This window comes from Streptomyces sp. OR43, from assembly GCF_008042275.1.
Classification (GTDB): domain Bacteria; phylum Actinomycetota; class Actinomycetes; order Streptomycetales; family Streptomycetaceae; genus Streptomyces.
This window is the reverse complement of the sequence record NZ_RDBK01000008.1, coordinates 216549-233927: the sequence shown is the minus strand read 5'-3', so window position 1 is coordinate 233927 and position 17379 is coordinate 216549. Positions and strand designations below refer to the sequence as shown.

At 72.9% G+C, this 17379-nt stretch carries 12 protein-coding genes, 3 pseudogenes and 1 riboswitch; of the genes and pseudogenes, 11 read left to right on the top strand and 4 right to left on the bottom strand.

Going from position 1 to position 17379, the window contains the following annotated elements:
* Window positions 1-262: 262 nt before the first annotated feature.
* Window positions 263-1393 carry an alpha/beta hydrolase gene (locus tag EAO72_RS05010; protein ID WP_148015971.1) on the bottom strand — a complete coding sequence of 377 codons (1131 nt, stop codon included), beginning with the start codon at window positions 1391-1393 and terminating at the stop codon, window positions 263-265.
* A 104-nt stretch (window positions 1394-1497) separates the two neighbouring features.
* Complete coding sequence (locus EAO72_RS05005; RefSeq protein ID WP_148016426.1) at window positions 1498-2166, bottom strand: class II aldolase/adducin family protein; 669 nt, start codon at window positions 2164-2166, stop codon at window positions 1498-1500.
* Between the two features lie 272 nt (window positions 2167-2438).
* Here EAO72_RS05005 and EAO72_RS05000 point away from each other — a divergent pair, with 272 nt between their 5' ends.
* The 8 genes and pseudogenes from EAO72_RS05000 to EAO72_RS42805 form a co-directional block, all read left to right on the top strand.
* Entirely contained in the window at window positions 2439-3701 is a 1263-nt protein-coding gene (locus tag EAO72_RS05000) for an inorganic phosphate transporter (RefSeq protein ID WP_148015970.1), read from the top strand.
* A 25-nt stretch (window positions 3702-3726) separates the two neighbouring features.
* Entirely contained in the window at window positions 3727-3972 is a 246-nt protein-coding gene (locus tag EAO72_RS04995; RefSeq protein ID WP_148015969.1) for a hypothetical protein, read from the top strand.
* A 163-nt stretch (window positions 3973-4135) separates the two neighbouring features.
* Window positions 4136-4267, top strand: a riboswitch (cobalamin riboswitch).
* A gap of 134 nt (window positions 4268-4401) precedes the next feature.
* Window positions 4402-5415 carry a cobalamin biosynthesis protein gene (locus tag EAO72_RS04990; RefSeq protein ID WP_148015968.1) on the top strand — a complete coding sequence of 338 codons (1014 nt, stop codon included), beginning with the start codon at window positions 4402-4404 and terminating at the stop codon, window positions 5413-5415.
* Complete coding sequence (locus tag EAO72_RS04985) at window positions 5412-6953, top strand: cobyric acid synthase (RefSeq protein ID WP_148015967.1); 1542 nt, start codon at window positions 5412-5414, stop codon at window positions 6951-6953. The genes EAO72_RS04990 and EAO72_RS04985 overlap by 4 nt, the downstream gene beginning before the upstream one ends.
* A gap of 20 nt (window positions 6954-6973) precedes the next feature.
* Entirely contained in the window at window positions 6974-10624 is a 3651-nt protein-coding gene (gene cobN, locus EAO72_RS04980; protein ID WP_148016425.1) for a cobaltochelatase subunit CobN, read from the top strand.
* 163 nt (window positions 10625-10787) lie between these two features.
* Entirely contained in the window at window positions 10788-12809 is a 2022-nt protein-coding gene (locus tag EAO72_RS04975) for a putative cobaltochelatase (protein WP_148015966.1), read from the top strand.
* Window positions 12809-13408, top strand: coding sequence for a cob(I)yrinic acid a,c-diamide adenosyltransferase (gene cobO / locus EAO72_RS04970; protein ID WP_148015965.1), 600 nt, complete (start codon window positions 12809-12811; stop codon window positions 13406-13408). Before EAO72_RS04975 ends, cobO begins: the two co-directional genes overlap by 1 nt.
* Window positions 13402-14043, top strand: a pseudogene (locus EAO72_RS42805) (cobyrinate a,c-diamide synthase); the annotation flags it as partial. The gene cobO and the pseudogene EAO72_RS42805, both read left to right, overlap by 7 nt.
* A gap of 7 nt (window positions 14044-14050) precedes the next feature.
* On the opposite strand, the pseudogene EAO72_RS42800 reads toward EAO72_RS42805, so the two are convergent.
* Window positions 14051-14137, bottom strand: a pseudogene (locus EAO72_RS42800) (cob(I)yrinic acid a,c-diamide adenosyltransferase); the annotation flags it as partial.
* A gap of 93 nt (window positions 14138-14230) precedes the next feature.
* Here EAO72_RS42800 and EAO72_RS42790 point away from each other — a divergent pair.
* Both EAO72_RS42790 and cobI read left to right on the top strand, forming a co-directional pair.
* Window positions 14231-14907 (top strand): annotated as a pseudogene (locus EAO72_RS42790) (cobyrinate a,c-diamide synthase); the annotation flags it as partial.
* Window positions 14904-15632: a precorrin-2 C(20)-methyltransferase gene (gene cobI / locus EAO72_RS04945; protein WP_148015964.1), complete on the top strand. Its 729-nt coding sequence runs from the start codon at window positions 14904-14906 to the stop codon at window positions 15630-15632. The pseudogene EAO72_RS42790 and the gene cobI, both read left to right, overlap by 4 nt.
* A 17-nt stretch (window positions 15633-15649) precedes the next feature.
* Here the strand turns inward: cobI and EAO72_RS04940 are convergent, their stop codons facing one another.
* Window positions 15650-16372: a ZIP family metal transporter gene (locus tag EAO72_RS04940; protein ID WP_148015963.1), complete on the bottom strand. Its 723-nt coding sequence runs from the start codon at window positions 16370-16372 to the stop codon at window positions 15650-15652.
* A 77-nt stretch (window positions 16373-16449) separates the two neighbouring features.
* On the opposite strand from EAO72_RS04940, the gene cobM reads away from it, so the two are divergent.
* The gene (gene cobM / locus EAO72_RS04935; RefSeq protein ID WP_148015962.1) at window positions 16450-17289 is read left to right on the top strand and encodes a precorrin-4 C(11)-methyltransferase; all 840 of its coding nucleotides are present in this window, start codon (window positions 16450-16452) and stop codon (window positions 17287-17289) included.
* The last annotated feature ends 90 nt before the right edge of the window (window positions 17290-17379 follow it).

Below are 17379 nucleotides of genomic sequence, written 5' to 3'. Positions count from 1 at the left end.
GGCCGCGGCGGCGCTGTCGCTGTCCCCGGCCCAGGTGCGCTCCGGCTGGGACCGGGCCCGGCTCGCCGGGTGGTCACGGCCTTGCGAGCGGTGGCGAGGGGTCGCGGGCGGACAAGTCGCAGCCTGGAGTCGCGCGGGGTACGGGACGTCACGGGGAGCAGTCTTGCCTCTGACGGCCCGAAAGCCCAAACGGAACCCGGATCACCGGTGTCGGGGCCGCCCCGCGCCGGCCGGGACCAATCGGCCGAAGCGGCGCATCAGCTCACATCAGGGGCGTGAGGAACCGTCGCAGCGTCTCTTCGTAGTGGGTCGGGCCGGCGTTCCACATCGCCGCATGCGGAGCCTGGGGCACCGCGTGCAGGGAGATCAGGTCCGGGCGGCGGGCGGCGAGCTCCCTGGACGGCTGCCAGGGGGCCAGGGTGTCGTCGGGCCCGTGGAAGATCAGCGTCGGCACGTGCAGGGTCGCGGGCAGCGACGTGTCCAGAAGCCGGGCTCCGTGCAGTCCGGTCTTCCCCTGGGCGGCACGGACGGCGAGGGGCAGCAGGGCGGAGGGGACGCCGTGGGCGGCGGCCAGGGCGCGCAGCGTGGCCTGCCAGTCCAGCACCGGCGAATCGAGGACGAGACCGCAGATCCGGTCGCGCAGCGCGGAGTTCACGCAGGCGTGCAGGGCCATCGAGGCGCCGGTGGACCAGCCGTGCAGGACGACCTTCTCGGCGCCGTAGCGCACGGCGAAGCGGATGGCCGCGTCCAGGTCCCGCCACTCGGACTCACCGAGATGGGCGAGCCCGTCCGGGGAGCGGGGGGCTCCGGGGTCGCCTCGGTAGGCGAGGTCGAGCACGGGCAGCTGCTGCCCGTGCAGGAAGGCCGTCACGTTCAGCGGGTGTTCCCGGGTGGTGCCGAGGCCGTGTGCGGTGATCACCCAGGTGTTGCGAGGTCCCGGTACGAACCAGGCGGGCAGGCCACCGAGTTCCCCGGGGATCTCGACCTCGCGGAATTCGAGGCCGAGGGAGGTGGCGGGGTCGCCGCTGTGGAGCTCCGGCGTGATGCGGACCTCGGCGCCGGGGCGCAGGATGCCGTGGTTCACGCGTTCCAGCCGGCGGACGACGGTGTCGGCCGCCTCGTGGGCCTGGTCGATCACCGGGCCCACGACGGCGTGGACGTCGTCGCCCACCAGCCCGTAGGTCCCCGGCCGGAGCGAGGTGAAGGACCGGGTGAGGGTGACCTGCCCGGCCGCCGTCGCGTGCACGGTCAGCCGGCGGTCGGCGGGGAGGGGGCGTCGGGACGGCGCCTTGAGGGCGACGTCGCCGGCGTACCGGCCGGCGGCGACCGCCGCCGCCGCGCCGACGCCGAGGATCGTGGTGACGGCTGCTGCCGTTGCTGTAGCGGGGCGCACGGCTTCAGTGTCCGGGGACACGCCCCACACTGCCAGCGGACGGGGGCCGTCCGGTGCGCCGGCCGGATCCCTCCGCCGCCAGCGGACGGGGCCGTCCGGATCCCCTACCGGTTTCCGCGCGGCTGCCCGTAGCCCTTCAGCGCTTCCCCCACGTCGCTCAGCTGCTCCGGCGTGAGCAGGGCCGGGGTCCGGCCGGGCACCGAGCTCGCGGTGAGCCAGAGGCGGCACAGCCATTCGAGCTGGGCCGTGCGGTCGTACGCCTCGTCGAGGGAGGCGCCGTAGGTGACCGTGCCGTGGTTGCCCAGCAGGCAGCCGGTACGGTCGCGCAGGGCCGTGAGCATGTTTTCGGCCAGTTCGTCCGTTCCGTAGCGGGCGTAGGCGGCGACCCGGACGGGGCCGCCCAGCATCGCCGCGGCGTAGTGCACGGACGGCACCTCGGCGACCAGCGTGGAGACGGCCGTGGCGTGCACCGCGTGGGTGTGCACCACGGCGGCCGCGTCGGTGTTCCGGTACACCGCGAGATGGAGGGGGAGTTCGCTGGTGGGGGCCATGGTTCCGAGGACCTGGTTACCTTCCATATCGACGCCGGTCAGGTCCTCGGGACGGAGCCGCTCGTACGGCACTCCGCTCGGGGTGGCCAGGACGGTTTCGCCGACCCGCGCCGACACGTTGCCCGAGGTGCCCACGACCAGTCCCTCGGAGGCCGTCCGGCGGGCGGTGGCGACGACCGCGTCCCAGGCCCGTTCGATCGAATCCCGCCACTCACCGCTCATGCCGGCGCTCACGTCACGCCTCATGTCACCGCTCATACGAAGATCCTTTCAACGGATGAGCGGCCCACTGCCACCCCTCCCGTGACAGCCTCCCCGGACGCCGGATTCCGGGCCCACACCGGCCCGTACCGGAATCCCGCCGTCGCACGGCGGACGAAAAGGGCGGCGGCACTCCGGTTGGGGTCACCGCAGCGCCCTGCCCAGTTCATCTTCCGTTCACTCAGGTTGCCTACGGTCCACGTGCCACTGACGTCGAACGATTGCCTGGGTAAATGGAACACATCACGCTGCTGCTCGCGATTGTGATCGTGACAGCTCTAGTGTTCGATTTCACGAACGGTTTCCACGACACCGCCAACGCGATGGCCACCACCATCTCGACCGGCGCACTCAAACCCAAGACAGCGGTGGCCATGTCCGCCGTTCTCAACCTCGTAGGCGCGTTCCTGTCGGTGGAGGTCGCCAAGACGATCTCCGGCGGGATCATCAACGAAGACGGGCTCAGAACCGAGGTCATCTTCGCGGCGCTCGTCGGCGCCATCCTGTGGAATCTCCTGACCTGGCTGGTCGGCCTGCCGTCCAGCTCCTCCCACGCACTGTTCGGCGGCCTGATCGGCGCCGCGGTGATGTCGGCGGGCTGGTCGTCGGTCGACGGCGGCACCGTCGTCACCAAGGTGCTGCTCCCCGCGGTCGCCGCACCGGTCGTCGCCGGTCTGGCCGCGCTGCTGGCCACCAAGCTGACGTACCGCATCGGCGGTAAGGTCACGGGCGGCGCCCAGGAGAAGGCCACCGCGAAGGGGTACCGGGCCGGCCAGATCGCCTCGGCCGGTCTCGTGTCGCTCGCGCACGGCACCAACGACGCGCAGAAGACCATGGGCATCATCACGCTCGCCCTGGTCACCGGCGGCGTCCTCTCCCCCGGCTCCAACCCGCCGGTCTGGGTCATCGTCTCCGCGGGCCTCGCCATCGCACTCGGCACCTATCTGGGCGGCTGGCGGATCATCCGCACCATGGGCAGCGGCCTGACCGAACTGAAGCCGCCGCAGGGCTTCGCCGCCCAGACCAGCGCGGCGACCGTCATCCTGGCTTCCTCCCACCTCGGCTTCTCCCTGTCCACGACCCAGTCGTGCTCCGGCGCCGTCATGGGCGCGGGCCTCGGCCGCAAGGGCGGCGTGGTCCGCTGGTCCACCGCCACCCGGATGTTCGTCGCCTGGGGCCTGACCCTGCCGGCCGCCGGTCTGGTCGGCGCGGGCGCGGAGCTGCTCACCAAGCAGGGGACCTGGGGTGTCGTGGTCGTCGCGGCGCTGCTGGTCGCCGGCTCCGGTGCGATCTGGATGCTGTCGCGGCGCAAGCCCGTCGGCCACGACGACGTCGCCCCGGCCGGTGCGGACGCCGAGCCCGCGGGCGTCGTCACCACGGCCATCGCGGCCGTCAGCCCGCCGCCCACCGCGGCCGCACAGCCCCACGACCTCACGGCCACCATCCCGGCCCCCGCCGGGCCGGTCACCGACCCGGCCCGACCCGCCACGGTCTAAGAGCCTCCGGTAAGGACAGATCCCCATGAACATCGACTGGGCAGCCCTCGGCACCGTCTTCGGCGTCTCGCTCGTCGCCACCGTCGCGCTGGTGGGCCTCTTCACCCTCGGCATCGTCGGCCTCTCCAAGCAGCCCGAACCGGCCGCACAGGGCGGCTCGACGGGCGGTCCCGCAGGCGGTTCGCTCGTGCTGGCCCGCGCCGGCGCGTACGTCTGCTTCGGCCTGTGCGCCGCGGCCGTGGCCTACGGCATCTACCTGATCGTCGCCTGATCACCGCCTGAGTCCCACCGGTCCCACCCGCATCGGGCCGGACGCACCTSAGGTGCGTCCGGCCCGATGTGCGTCTCAGCACACTGCGCCGCCGCAGGTCAACGGCAAGTTGACGGGCGTTCGCAGAGCGTGGTGGACTGCCGGAGCCATTACGGCGACAGCAGAGGAAGCCGGTGCGAATCCGGCGCGGTCCCGCCACTGTCACCGGGGAGCAGTCCCCCACCACTGGAAGTCACGGTCCACGCAAGCGGACTGGAAGGCCGGGGGAGCTGCGGATCCGGAAGCCAGGAGACTCTCGTCGCCGTCTCGTCGAACCAGGGCGCGGACCCTGAGTGAGGACATATCGCCATGCCCGGCTGCCGTGCGTCCCTTCCTCTGCAACGCAGAACAGGTCCTGAGGTCCTTCGAGGCGCAACGGCCGGCTGAACCGTGCGTGCCGATCGCATCTTCGCGTACGGCGCCACGGCCGGTCTGATCGGCGATCTGCTGCTCGGTGATCCCCGCAGGGGGCACCCGGTCGCCGCCTTCGGGCGGGCCGCGGCAGGCGTCGAACGCCGTCTGTGGCGCGACCACCGCGGGTGGGGCGCCCTGCACACCCTGGTCTGCGCCGGAGGCGCCGCCGGGGGCGCCGCGCTGGTCTCCCGCGCCCTGCGCCGCCACCCCGCCGCGTCCGTCGCCCTGACCGCCGCCGCCACCTGGTCCGTCGTCGGCGGTACGTCGCTGGGGCGCGAGGCCAGGGCCATCGGTGGCGCGCTCGCCGCCGGGGACACCGAACTGGCCCGGGAGCGGCTGCCGCGTCTGTGCGGCCGCGACCCGCAGGCCCTGGACGGTCCGCAGATCGCCCGCGCCGTCGTGGAGTCCGTCGCCGAAAACACCTCGGACGCCGTGGTCGGCGCCCTCGTGTGGGGCGCGCTGGGCGGGGTCCCCGGACTCGTCGGGTTCCGGGCCGCCAACACGCTCGACGCGATGGTCGGTCACAAGTCGCCCCGCTACCGGCGTTACGGCTGGGCCTCGGCCCGCCTCGACGACCTCGCGGGCTGGCCGGGTGCCCGGCTGACGGCCCTGCTCGCCGTGACCGCCGGGGGGCGGCCACGGGGAGCGGTCCGCGCCTGGCGGGCCGACGCGGCGAAGCACCCGAGCCCCAACGCGGGCCCCGTGGAAGCCTCGTTCGCCGGCGCGCTCGGCGTACGGCTCGGCGGGACGCTCGCCTACGGCGGCCGGGTCGAGCACCGTCCCGTGCTCAACGGCGGGACCGGCCGCGCGGTGGAGCCCGCCGACATCGAGCGGGCCGTACGGCTCTCGCGCCGGGTGAGCGCGCTGGCCCTCGGCGTGAGCGTGGCGGCCCGGCTGGGCGCGGGGTTCGCGGCACGAAGGATCGCGGGGACCCGCACGGCCGGATCCCGCGGCACGGCACCCCGACTCTCAGGACGGAGACCGACATGAGCGGCGGACTGCTGGTCGCCGGGACCACATCGGACGCGGGCAAGAGCGTCGTCACGGCGGGCATCTGCCGCTGGCTGGTGCGCCGGGGCGTGAAGGTGGCGCCGTTCAAGGCGCAGAACATGTCGCTCAACTCCTTCGTCACCCGCGAAGGCGCCGAGATCGGCCGCGCCCAGGCCATGCAGGCCCAGGCCGCCCGGGTGGAGCCGACCGCGCTGATGAACCCGGTGCTGCTCAAGCCCGGCAGCGACCGCTCCAGCCAGGTCGTCCTGATGGGCCGCCCGGTCGGCGAGATGAGCGCACGCGGCTACCACGGCGGCCGGCAGGAGTCGCTGCTGTCCACCGTCGTGGACTGCCTGGAACAGCTGCGGGGCACGTATGACGCGGTGATCTGCGAGGGGGCGGGCAGTCCGGCCGAGATCAATCTGCGGCGCACGGACATCGTGAACATGGGCATCGCACGGGCGGCGCGCTTCCCGGTGGTGGTCGTCGGCGACATCGACCGCGGCGGGGTCTTCGCCTCGTTCTTCGGCACGACGGCGCTGCTCTCGGCCGAGGACCAGGCGCTGATCGCCGGCTACCTGGTCAACAAGTTCCGCGGCGACGTCTCGCTGCTGGAGCCCGGCCTGGACATGCTGCACGACCTGACGGGACGGCCGACGTACGGAGTACTGCCGTTCGCCCACGGCCTCGGCATCGACGAGGAGGACGGTCTGCGGGTCTCGCTGCGCGGCGCCGTACGCGAGTCCGTCGTCGCTCCGCCGCACGGCGAGGACATCCTGCGCGTCGCCGTGTGCGCCGTGCCGCTGATGTCCAACTTCACCGATGTGGACGCGCTGGCCGCCGAACCGGGCGTCGTCGTGCGGTTCGTGGACCGCGCCGAGGAACTCCACGACGCCGACCTCGTCGTCGTGCCCGGCACCCGCGGCACGGTGAAGGCCCTCGCCTGGCTGCGCGAGCGCGGGCTCGCCGACGCCCTGCTGCGGCGCGCCGCCGAAGGCCGCCCGGTCCTCGGCATCTGCGGCGGCTACCAGATCCTCGGCGAGCACATCGAGGACGACGTGGAGTCGCACGCCGGGCAGGTCGACGGGCTCGGGCTGCTGCCCGTACGCATCCGCTTCGACCGCGAGAAGACCCTCGCCCGCCCGGCCGGGGAGGCCCTCGGCGCCCCGGTCGAGGGGTACGAGATCCACCACGGCGTCGCGGAGGTGCGCGGCGGCGAACCGTTCCTCACCGACAGCCACGGGCAGCGTCTCGACGGCTGCCGGGCCGGCGCCGTGTGGGGCACCCACTGGCACGGCTCGCTGGAGAGCGACGCCTTCCGGCGCCGCTTCCTGACCGAGATCGCGAAGGCCGCCGGCCGCCGTTTCGTACCCGCCCCCGACACCTGCTTCGCCGGACTGCGGGAGGAACAGCTCGACCGCCTCGGCGACCTGATCGAAGAACACGCGGACACCGATGCGCTGTGGCGACTCATCGAGTCGGGCGCACCGGCAGGACTTCCCTTCATCGCCCCCGGAGCACCTGGAGCACGCGCATGAACGCGCCACTGACCGCCCCCATGAGCACCGTGCTGCTGTTGTCGACCGCCGACACCGACCTCCTCGCCGCGCGCGCCTCGGGCGCGCCGTACCGGATCGGCAACCCGACCCGTATCGACGTCCACGACGAACTGCCCGCCCTGGTCGAGGGCTCCTCCGTCGCCGTGGTCCGCCTGCTGGGCGGCAAGCGCGCCTGGGAGGACGGTCTCGCGGCGCTGAAGGCCTCGGGCATCCCCACCGTGCTGCTCGGCGGCGAGACCGTGCCGGACGCCGAGCTGATGGCCGAGTCGTCCGTACCGGCCGGGGTCGTCGCCGAGGCGCTGCGCTACCTGGTGGAGGGCGGCCCGGGCAACCTCGTCGAGCTGGCCCGCTTCCTCTCCGACACCGTCCTGCTGACCGGGCACGGCTTCGCCGAGCCGCAGAAGATGCCCGAGTGGGGGCTCCACGGCAGCCGTACGTTCACCGAGGGCCGCCCGACCGTCGGCGTGCTCTTCTACCGGGCGCACCATCTCTCCGGCAACACCTCGTTCGTCGACGTGCTGTGCGATGCCGTCGAGGCGCGCGGCGCCAACGCCCTGCCCGTGTACTGCGGTTCGCTCCGCGGGGCCGACGCGGGCCTGTACGAGCTCCTCGGCCGGGCCGACGCCCTGGTCGCCACGGTCCTCGCGGCCGGCGGAACCCGGGCGTCGGACGCCTCCGCCGGGGGCGACGACGAGGCCTGGGACATCGGCGCGCTCGCCGATCTGAACGTGCCGGTGCTCCAGGGGCTGTGCCTGACGTCCTCACGGGCGGCCTGGGACGCGTCGGACGCCGCGCTCTCCCCCATGGACGCGGCGATGCAGGTCGCCATCCCGGAGTTCGACGGCCGGCTCATCACCGTGCCGTTCTCCTTCAAGGAACAGGGCCCGGACGGCGTGCCGGTGTACCGCGCCGACCCCGAGCGCGCGGCCCGCGTCGCCGGGATCGCCGTCCGCCACGCCGTCCTCAAGCACAAGACCAACGCCGAGAAGAAGCTCGCCCTGGTCTTCACCGCCTACCCCACCAAGCACTCCCGCGTCGGCAACGCGGTCGGCCTGGACACGCCCGCGTCGGCCGTCCGTGTCCTGGACGCGTTGCGCGACGCCGGCTACGGCGTCGAGGGCCACCCGGACAACGGCGACGAGCTGATCCACCGCCTCATCAACGCCGGTGGCCACGACGTGGAATGGCTGACCGAGGAACAGCTCGCGGCAGCTCCCGCGCGCGTCCCGCTGGCGGACTACCGGGAGTGGTTCGCGAAGCTGGAGCCGGGGCTGCGCGACTCGATGCTGGAGCACTGGGGCGAGCCGCCGGGCTCGCTGTACGTGGACGGCGACGACATCGTCCTCGCCTCGCTCCAGTTCGGGAACGTGGTGGTGCTGATCCAGCCGCCACGCGGATTCGGCGAGAACCCGATCGCGATCTACCACGACCCGGACATGCCGCCCTCGCACCACTACCTGGCGACGTACCGCTGGCTGGAGAACACGTTCGGCGCGGACGCCGTCGTCCACATGGGCAAGCACGGCACGATGGAGTGGCTGCCCGGCAAGGGCCTCGGCCTCTCGGCGGGCTGCGGCCCGGACGCGGTGCTCGGCGAACTCCCGCTGATCTACCCGTTCATCGTCAACGACCCGGGCGAGGGCACCCAGGCCAAGCGCCGCGGCCACGCCACGGTGGTGGACCACCTCGTCCCGCCGATGGCGCGCGCCGACACGTACGGCGACCTGGCGAAGCTGGAGCAGCTGCTCGACGAGTACGCGCTGGTCAGCGATCTGGACCCGACCAAGGCGCCGACGGTGCGGGCGCAGATCTGGACGCTGGTCAAGGCCGCGGAGCTGCACCACGACCTGCATGTCCACGAGCAGCCGGGCGACGACGACTTCGATTCGTTCGTCATGCACATCGACGGCTACCTCTGCGAGATCAAGGACGTCCAGATCCGCGACGGTCTGCACATCCTGGGCGGCGGCCCGGTCGACGAGGCCCGGGTCAACCTGGTCCTCGCGGTGCTGCGCGCCTCGCAGGTCTGGGGCGGCACGGCGAACGCACTGCCCGGTCTGCGGGCGGCCATCGCCGAGCACTTCGGGCTCAGCGAGAAGGAGCTGCTGGGCGAGCCGGGCGCGGCCGTGAAGGTGCCGGACGGGCTGAGTGAGCTGGTGGACGGTCCGGCCAGGACGGGCGCGGACGCGATCGACCTGCTGGAGCAGCTGTGCCGCCGCCTCGCGGAGGGCATGGAGGCGCGCGGCTGGGACGTGACCGCGGCGGCCGGTCTGGTACGGGAGGTGCTGGGCTCCGAACTCCCGGACGCCGTCGCCGTCCTGGGCTTCGCCTGCGAGGAGGTCGTGCCCCGGCTGGCCCGGACGACGGACGAGATCGACCACATCCTGCTGGCCCTGAACGGCGGCTTCGTCCCTGCGGGTCCCTCGGGTTCGCCGACGCGCGGACTCGTGAATGTCCTGCCGACGGGCCGCAACTTCTACTCCGTGGACCCGAAGGCGATTCCGTCCCGGCTGTCGTGGGAGGTCGGCCAGTCCCTCGCGGACTCGCTGATCGCCCGGTACCTCGCGGACACGGGTGACTATCCGAAGTCGGTCGGTCTGACCGTGTGGGGCACCTCCGCCATGCGCACCCAGGGCGACGACATCGCGGAGATCCTGGCGCTGCTCGGCTGCCGCCCGGTGTGGGACGACGCCTCGCGCCGGGTGACGGGTTTCGAGGTGGTGCCGGTGAGCGAGCTGGGCCGGCCGCGCATCGATGTGACGGTCCGTATCTCGGGCTTCTTCCGGGACGCGTTCCCGCACGTGGTGGGCCTGATCGATGACGCGGTGCGCGCGGTGGCGGAGCTGGACGAGCCGGCCGACGCCAACTACGTACGGGCGCACGCCGACGAGGACACGGCGGAGCACGGCGACCGCCGACGGGCCACGGCACGCATCTTCGGCTCGAAGCCGGGTGCGTACGGGGCGGGGCTGCTGCCGCTGATCGACGCGCGGAACTGGCGCAGCGATGCGGACCTGGCCGAGGTGTACGCCGTCTGGGGCGGTTACGCGTACGGGCGGGGGCTGGAGGGACGGGCAGCGCGCGGGGACATGGAGACGGCGTTCCGGCGGATCGCGGTGGCGGCGAAGAACGTGGATACGAGGGAGCACGACCTCGTCGACGCGGATGACTACTTCCAGTACCACGGCGGCATGGTCGCGATGGTGCGGCATCTGACCGGGGAGTCGCCCGAGGCGTACGTGGGGGATTCGGCGACGCCGGATCAGGTGAAGACGCGGACGCTGGGCGAGGAGACGCACCGGGTGTTCCGGGCGCGGGTGGTGAACCCGCGCTGGATGGCGGCCATGCGGCGGCACGGGTACAAGGGCGCCTTCGAGATGGCGGCGACCGTGGACTACCTGTTCGGGTACGACGCGACGGCGGGGGTGGTCGATGACTGGATGTACGAGAAGTTGTCGGCGGAGTACGTGTTCGACGAGACCAATCGGGACTTCATGAAGAAGTCCAACCCCTGGGCGCTGCGCGGCATTTCGGAGCGGTTGTTGGAGGCGGCGGAGCGGGGGCTGTGGGCGGAGCCGGACGCGGAGACGCTGGAGCGGTTGCGGGCGACGTATCTGGAGCTCGAGGGCGATCTGGAGGGGGACGCGTGAGGGCGCGACGCGCGATGCGGGCGGCGCCTGCGGCGGGCTCTCTCCCCTGGCCCGCCCCTTCCCGTAACCGGGGGCTCCGCCTCCGGACCCCCGCTCCTCAAACGCCGGAGGGGCTGGAGTGTGCCCCGCAGGCGCATGGATCCGCCCTCGTCAAGGAGGTCTTGTGAGTACGCCTTATCCCTTCACCGCCCTCGTCGGGCAGGACGATCTCCGGCTCGGGCTGCTGCTCAACGCGGTGAGCCCCGCCGTCGGCGGCGTCCTCGTGCGCGGCGAGAAGGGCACCGCGAAGAGCACCGCCGTGCGCGCGCTCGCCGCGCTCATGCCCGAGGTGTCCGTCGTCCCCGGCTGCCGGTTCTCCTGCGCCCCGGACGCGCCCGATCCGGCGTGCCCCGACGGGCCCCACGAGAGCGGATCCGGCGTGTCGCGGGCCGCGCGGACCGTCGAGCTGCCCGTCGGCGCGTCCGAGGACCGGCTCGTCGGGGCGCTCGACATCGAGCGGGCGCTGGCCGAGGGCGTGAAGGCCTTCGAGCCGGGGCTGCTCGCCGACGCGCATCGCGGGATTCTGTACGTCGACGAGGTCAACCTTCTCCACGACCACCTGGTCGACCTGCTGCTGGACGCCGCCGCCATGGGTGCCTCCTACGTCGAGCGCGAAGGCGTCTCCGTACGGCATGCCGCCCGCTTCTTGCTCGTCGGGACCATGAATCCCGAAGAGGGCGAACTGCGGCCGCAGTTGCTCGACCGGTTCGGGCTGACCGTCGAGGTCGCCGCGTCCCGTGAGACCGATCTGCGGGTCGAGGTCGTACGGCGGCGGCTGGCGTACGACGACGATCCGGCCGGGTTCGCGGCGCAGTGGGCCGACGAGGAGGGCGCGTTGCGCGCCCGGATCGTGGCCGCGCGTGCGCTGCTCCCCCAAGTCCGGCTCGGCGACGGCGCCTTGCGCCAGATCGCCGCGACCTGCGCCGCCTTCGAGGTCGACGGGATGCGGGCCGACATCGTCATGGCCCGGACCGCGACGGCGCTGGCCGCCTGGGCAGGGCGCAGCGACGTGCTCGCCGAGGACGTCCGGCAGGCCGCCCTGCTCGCGCTCCCCCATCGGCGCCGGCGCAATCCCTTCGACGCGCCGGGGCTCGACGAGGACAAGCTCGACGACACGCTGGAACAGAACAGCGGCGAGGACGACGATCCGGACCCGGACGGCCCGGGTGGCGGGGGCCGGCCGCCGGAGGGCGACGGGCCGGACACGCCGCCGCAGGGCGAGGGCGGCGCCGACGACACGCCCGCGCAGTCCGTCCCCGAGCAGGGCGGGGAGAAGGAACAGGGGCAGCCCGGCGGCGGAAGCGGTGAGCAGCAGCCCGTCCGGGCCGGTGAGCCGTTCCGTACGAAGATGCTGAGCGTGCCCGGTCTCGGCGAGGGCGCCGCGGGGCGGCGGTCCCGGGCGCGTACCGAGCACGGGCGGACGACCGGTGCGCGGCGTCCGCAGGGCGCGCTGACCAAGCTGCATCTGGCCGCGACCGTGCAGGCCGCCGCCCCGCATCAGCGGGCGCGGGGCCGGTCGGGCCGGGGTCTGGTGGTGCGGCGGGACGATCTGCGGCAGGCGGTGCGGGAAGGGCGCGAGGGGAATCTCGTGCTGTTCGTCGTGGACGCGTCCGGGTCGATGGCCGCCCGGCAGCGGATGACCGCCGTGAAGGGTGCGGTGCTGTCCCTGTTGATGGACGCCTACCAACGACGCGACAAGGTCGGGCTGATCACCTTCCGGGGCAAGGACGCCGAGGTGGTGCTGCCGCCGACGTCGTCGGTGGACGCTGCCGCCGCGCGGCTGGAGATGCTGCCGACCGGCGGGCGTACCCCGGTGGCCGCCGGGCTGCTGAAGGCGCATGACGTGCTGCGGGTGGAGCGGCTGCGTGATCCTTCGCGGCGGCCGTTGCTGGTCGTGGTGACGGACGGGCGGGCGACCGGCGGGCCGGAGCCCGTGGCGTTGGCCGCACGGGCCGCACGGCTGCATGAGGTCGAGGGCACGGCGTCCGTCGTCGTGGACTGCGAGTCGGGGCCGGTGCGGCTCGGGCTCGCGGTGAGTCTCGCGGGCGAGCTGGGCGGCACCGCCGTCACGCTCGACGAGCTGCGCGCCGACTCGATCGCCGGGCTGGTCAAGGACGTTCAGGGCTACAGCAGGAGGGCCGCGTAATGCCGCAGGGACAGCCGGTCAGCGTGCCGGACGACGGACTCACCACCCGTCAGCGCCGCAACCGGCCGCTGCTCGTGGTGCACACGGGCATCGGCAAGGGGAAGTCGACGGCCGCCTTCGGGCTGGCGCTGCGTGCCTGGAATCAGGGGTGGCCGATCGGGGTCTTCCAGTTCGTGAAGTCGGCGAAGTGGAAGGTCGGCGAGGAGAACGCGCTGAAGGTCCTCGGCGCGAGCGGCGAGGGCGGGTCCGTCGCCTGGCACAAGATGGGCGAGGGCTGGTCCTGGGTCCAGCGCGACCAGCAGCTCGACAACGAGGCGGCCGCGCGGGAGGGCTGGGAGCAGGTCAAGCGTGATCTGGCCGCCGAGACGTACCGGCTGTACGTCCTCGACGAGTTCGCCTACCCGATGCACTGGGGGTGGGTCGATACCGATGAGGTCGTCGAGGTGCTGCGTGAGCGGCCGGGCAGCCAGCACGTGGTGATCACCGGGCGGAACGCGCCTGCCGCGCTGGTGGACGCCGCTGATCTGGTGACCGACATGTCGAAGGTCAAGCACCCGATGGACGCCGGGCAGAAGGGCCAGAGGGGCATCGAGTGGTGAACGTTCCGCGCCTGGTCATCGCCGCGCCGTCGTCCGGCAGCGGCAAGACCACCGTCGCGACGGGCCTGATGGCCGCCTTCGCCGGGCGGGGGCTCGCCGTGTCCGGGCACAAGGTGGGGCCCGACTACATCGATCCGGGCTACCACGCGCTCGCCACCGGGCGGCCGGGGCGCAATCTCGACGCGTACATGTGCGGTCCCGAGCTGATCGCTCCGCTGTTCGCGCACGGTGCGCAGGGGTGTGATCTGGCGGTCGTCGAGGGCGTGATGGGGCTGTACGACGGAGCGTCGGGGCAGGGTGAGCTCGCCTCCACGGCGCAGGTCGCGAAGTTGTTGCGGGCGCCGGTGGTGCTGGTCGTGGACGCGTCGTCGCAGGCGCGGTCCGTGGCGGCGCTGGTGCACGGTTTCGCCTCGTGGGACACCCAGGTGCGGATCGGCGGGGTGATCCTGAACAAGGTGGGCTCCGACCGGCACGAAGCGCTGTTGCGGGAGGCCCTGGACGAGTCCGGGGTGCCGGTGCTGGGGGTGTTGCGGCGGGCCGAGCAGGTGGCGGTGCCTTCGCGGCATCTGGGGCTGGTGCCGGTGGCTGAGCGGCGGGGCGATGCGGTGGCCGCTGTCGCGGCGATGACCAGGCGCGGAACGTTCACCACTCGATGCCCCTCTGGCCCTTCTGCCCGGCGTCCATCGGGTGCTTGACCTTCGACATGTCGGTCACCAGATCCGGTCCGCCCGGTCTCCCGCAACGCCGTGGCGACCTCCGCGGCCAGCCGCCCGAACTTGTACGCGACGACCGTCCCGGGCCCTTCCAGCGCCTCCCTCAGCACCTCCGCCCCGGACCCCGCCCCTCAAACGCCGGAGGGGCTGGGTTTCACGCGGGAGGGGCTGAAGAGTGCGCCTGAGAGGCTGAGAATCGCCGTTGCGTCCGGTGCCGCCTTCACCTTCTCGTACGCCGAGCACAGCGAGCTGCTCGCCGCCGCCGGGGCCACCGTCGTGCCGTTCGATCCGTTGCGGGACGAGGCGTTGCCCGACGGGACCCGGGGGGTCGTCATCGGGGGCGGTTTTCCCGAGGTCTACGCGCCCGAGCTGTCCGCCAACGAGCCGCTGCGCAAGGCCGTGGCGGAGCTCGCCCGCTCCGGGGCCCCGGTGGCCGCCGAGTGTGCGGGGCTGCTGTACCTGGCGCGGTCGCTGGACGGGCTGCCGATGTGCGGAGTGCTGGATGCCGAGGCGCGGATGTCGGAGCGGCTGACGCTCGGGTACCGGGACGCCGTGGCGGTCTCCGACAGTGTGCTGACCGCCACGGGTACGCGGATGCGGGGGCACGAGTTCCACCGCACCGTGCTGGAGCCGGGGGCGGGCGACACGCCGGCCTGGGGCATGCACCAGCCGGAGCGGCGCGTCGAGGGGTTCGTGCGGCAGGACGTGCACGCGAGTTATCTGCATACGCACTGGGCCTCGGCGCCCGGTACGGCCCGTCGGTTCGTGGAGAGGTGCGAGGGATGAACACGCTGGTCGGGGTCGGAGTCGGACCCGGTGATCCGGAGCTGGTGACCGTCAAGGGCGTCAACGCGCTGCGTGAGGCAGCCGTCGTCGTGGTGCCCGTGATGGACACGGGTGAGCGGGGGCGCGCCGAGGCGACGGTGCTGCACTACGTGGGGGCGGAGAAGGTCGTGCGGGTCGTGTTCGCGCTCAACGAGCGGACGGACCGGGCGCGCCGGGAGGCGGCGTGGGACGCGGCGGGTGCGCGGGTCGCGGAGCTGCTGCGTACGCATGGTTCGGTGGCGTTCGCGACCATCGGGGACCCCAATGTGTACTCGACGTTCACGTATCTCGCGCACACGATCGGTGAGCTGCTGCCGGGTACGGCCGTGGTGACGGTGCCGGGGATCACCGCGATGCAGGACCTGGCCGCGCGCAGCGGCGCGGTGCTGACCGAGGGCACCGAGCCGTTGACGCTGGTTCCGGTGACCGCCGGGGCGGAGGTGCTGAGGGAGGCGCTGGAAGGGCCCGGGACGGTCGTCGCGTACAAGTTCGGGCGGCTGGCCGCGGAGGTCGCCACGGCGTTGCGGGAGACCGGGCGGACCGGGGACGCGGTGTGGGGTTCGGCGCTCGGGCTGCCGGAGGAGTCGATCCGGCCGGCGGCGGAGCTGGCCGACGGGCCGCTGCCGTACCTCTCCACGCTGATCGCGCCGGCGCCGCGCGACGGCGGGCGGGGCGGCAAGCTGTGAGGCGGTCGGCCCGGGGGTCACTGCGCCAGGCCCACCACCAGCCAGATGAAGCCCACTCCGGCGACCGTGAACAGCAGGGTGGAGCGGGCCGGGTGTTCGTGGTGTGCCTCGGGCAGGATCTCGGCTGCGGCGAGGTAGAGCAGGGCGCCGCCGAAGAAGCCGAGATAGCAGCCGAGCAGTTGCTCCGGAAGGGTGAACACAAGCGTCGTCGCCGCGCCGATGACGGGCGCCGCCGCGTCCGCGAACAGCATCATCAGGGCCTTGCGGCGGGCGTTCCCGTACAGGCTGGTGATCGTGTACGTGTTGAAGCCGTCCGCGAAGTCGTGGGTGATGACGGCGAGGGCGACGGCCGCTCCCATGCCGCCGCCGACCTGGAAGGCCGCGCCGAGCGCCACACCGTCCATCAGGCTGTGCAGGACCATGGCGGCGGCCGCTGTCAGTCCGACCTGGGGCACCCGTTCCTCGCTCGCGCCGTGTGCCGCCTGGCGTACGGCGAGCAGACGTTCCACCAGGTGCGCGAAGAGGAAGCCGCCCACGAACAGCAGCAGGGCGGCCGGTACGCCGAAGACGAGGCCGCCCGCGGCCTCGATGGCCTCCGGCAGCAGGTCGAGGCCGACGACGCCGAGCATCAGTCCGCCGGCGAGTCCGAGCACCAGGTGGCGGCGGTCGGTGACGCGCTGGGCGACCCAGCCGCCGACCAGGGTCATCAGGAACGCGCCGAGCGCGACGAACACCGCCATGGGCTCTTGCTAGCCGATTGACCCCGGTGTGCGCATCCCCGAATCCCACGATCCACGTTCTCGAAAGGACCCGTTCCATGTCCGAAGCAGTCGACGCAGCCGCCGCGCCCGCCCGTGGCACCGTGACGTTCGTCGGTGCCGGCCCCGGCGCCGCCGATCTGCTGACCTTCCGGGCGGCGCGGGCCATCGCGGACGCCGACATCGTCATCTGGGCGGCCAGCCTCGTGCAGGAGGAGGTCCTCGGACACGCCAGGGAGGGTGCCGAGATCCTCGACTCGGCGCAGATGTCCCTGGAAGAGGTCGTCGCGGTGTACCGGCGGGCGGCGGAGGAAGGGCTGAAGGTCGCCAGGATCCACTCCGGTGACCCGGCGCTGTGGGGCGGCACCCAGGAGCAGGTCGACCGGTGCGGCGAGCTGGGGGTCGCGGTCGAGATCGTGCCCGGGGTGTCGTCGTTCTCCGCGGTCGCGGCCATCGCGCAGCGCGAGCTGACGATTCCCGAGGTGGCGCAGTCGGTGATCCTGACCCGGCTCGGTGGCGGCAAGACGCCGATGCCGCCCGGCGAGGAGGTACGTGAGTTCGCCCGGCACGGCACGACGATGGCGCTGTTCCTGTCGGCGGCCCGGTCCGGTCAGCTGACCGAGGAGCTGCTGGAGGGCGGCTACCCGACGTCGACGCCTGTGGTGATCGCGTACCAGGCGACGTGGCCGGAGGAGCTGATCCTGCACTGCACGATCGAGACGCTGGAGGCCACGGTCAAGGAGCACAAGCTCTGGAAGCACACGCTGTTCCTGGTCGGGCCGGCCCTGTCGGCGTCCGGGACGCGTTCGCATCTGTACCACCCGGGCCACTTCCACGGGTACCGCAAGGCCGACAAGGCCGCGCGGGCCGAGTTGCGTGCCCAGCGGTCCGGCTCGTGATCCGGGTCTTCGGTACGGGGACGGGGGCGCCGCCCACGCCCCCGTCCCCGTACCGAAGACCCGGATCACGAGCCGGACCGCTGGGCACGC

Bases quoted from the DNA above. Each gene is read 5' to 3' on its own strand.
- EAO72_RS05005 (WP_148016426.1), bottom strand. From the start codon at position 2,166: ATGAGCGGTGAGTGGCGGGATTCGATCGAACGGGCCTGGGACGCGGTC.
- EAO72_RS05000 (WP_148015970.1), top strand. From the start codon at position 2,439: ATGGAACACATCACGCTGCTGCTCGCGATTGTGATCGTGACAGCTCTA.
- EAO72_RS04995 (WP_148015969.1), top strand. From the start codon at position 3,727: ATGAACATCGACTGGGCAGCCCTCGGCACCGTCTTCGGCGTCTCGCTC.
- EAO72_RS04985 (WP_148015967.1), top strand. From the start codon at position 5,412: ATGAGCGGCGGACTGCTGGTCGCCGGGACCACATCGGACGCGGGCAAG.
- cobN (WP_148016425.1), top strand. From the start codon at position 6,974: ATGAGCACCGTGCTGCTGTTGTCGACCGCCGACACCGACCTCCTCGCC.
- cobO (WP_148015965.1), top strand. From the start codon at position 12,809: ATGCCGCAGGGACAGCCGGTCAGCGTGCCGGACGACGGACTCACCACC.
- cobI (WP_148015964.1), top strand. From the start codon at position 14,904: ATGAACACGCTGGTCGGGGTCGGAGTCGGACCCGGTGATCCGGAGCTG.
- EAO72_RS04940 (WP_148015963.1), bottom strand. From the start codon at position 16,372: ATGGCGGTGTTCGTCGCGCTCGGCGCGTTCCTGATGACCCTGGTCGGC.
- cobM (WP_148015962.1), top strand. From the start codon at position 16,450: ATGTCCGAAGCAGTCGACGCAGCCGCCGCGCCCGCCCGTGGCACCGTG.